Source organism: Rosenbergiella sp. YN46, from assembly GCF_036620675.1.
Taxonomy (GTDB): domain Bacteria; phylum Pseudomonadota; class Gammaproteobacteria; order Enterobacterales; family Enterobacteriaceae; genus Jejubacter.
The window spans coordinates 1-560 of record NZ_JAZHEE010000143.1 but is presented as its reverse complement, the minus strand read 5'-3'; the positions used below and the strand labels follow the sequence as shown (position 1 = coordinate 560).

At 52.9% G+C, this 560-nt stretch carries 1 protein-coding gene; it reads left to right on the top strand.

All coding sequences use genetic code 11. The annotated features are described in order from the left end of the window. A partial coding sequence (locus V3W49_RS22935; protein WP_500148283.1) for a hypothetical protein occupies positions 1-560 on the top strand: 560 nt, incomplete at both ends.

Genomic DNA, 560 nt, shown 5'->3' with positions numbered 1-560 from the left:
TCAGACAGCGATGCTGATTCAGATAGTGATTCTGACTCCGACAGCGACTCCGATTCGGACAGCGATTCTGACTCCGACAGTGATTCCGACTCAGACAGCGATTCGGATTCGGACAGCGATGCAGACTCAGATAGTGATTCCGACTCTGACAGCGATGCTGATTCAGATAGCGACTCCGACTCAGACAGCGATGCTGATTCAGATAGTGATTCTGACTCCGACAGCGACTCCGATTCGGACAGCGATTCTGACTCCGATAGCGACTCGGACTCTGACAGCGACTCCGATTCAGATAGTGATTCTGACTCCGACAGCGACTCCGATTCAGACAGTGATTCCGACTCTGACAGCGACTCGGATTCGGACAGCGACTCCGATTCAGACAGCGATGCTGATTCAGATAGTGATTCTGACTCAGACAGCGATTCCGACTCTGACAGCGACTCGGATTCGGACAGCGACTCGGATTCAGACAGTGATTCCGACTCTGACAGCGACTCGGATTCGGACAGCGATGCTGATTCAGATAGCGATTCCGACTCTGACAGCGACTCGGATTC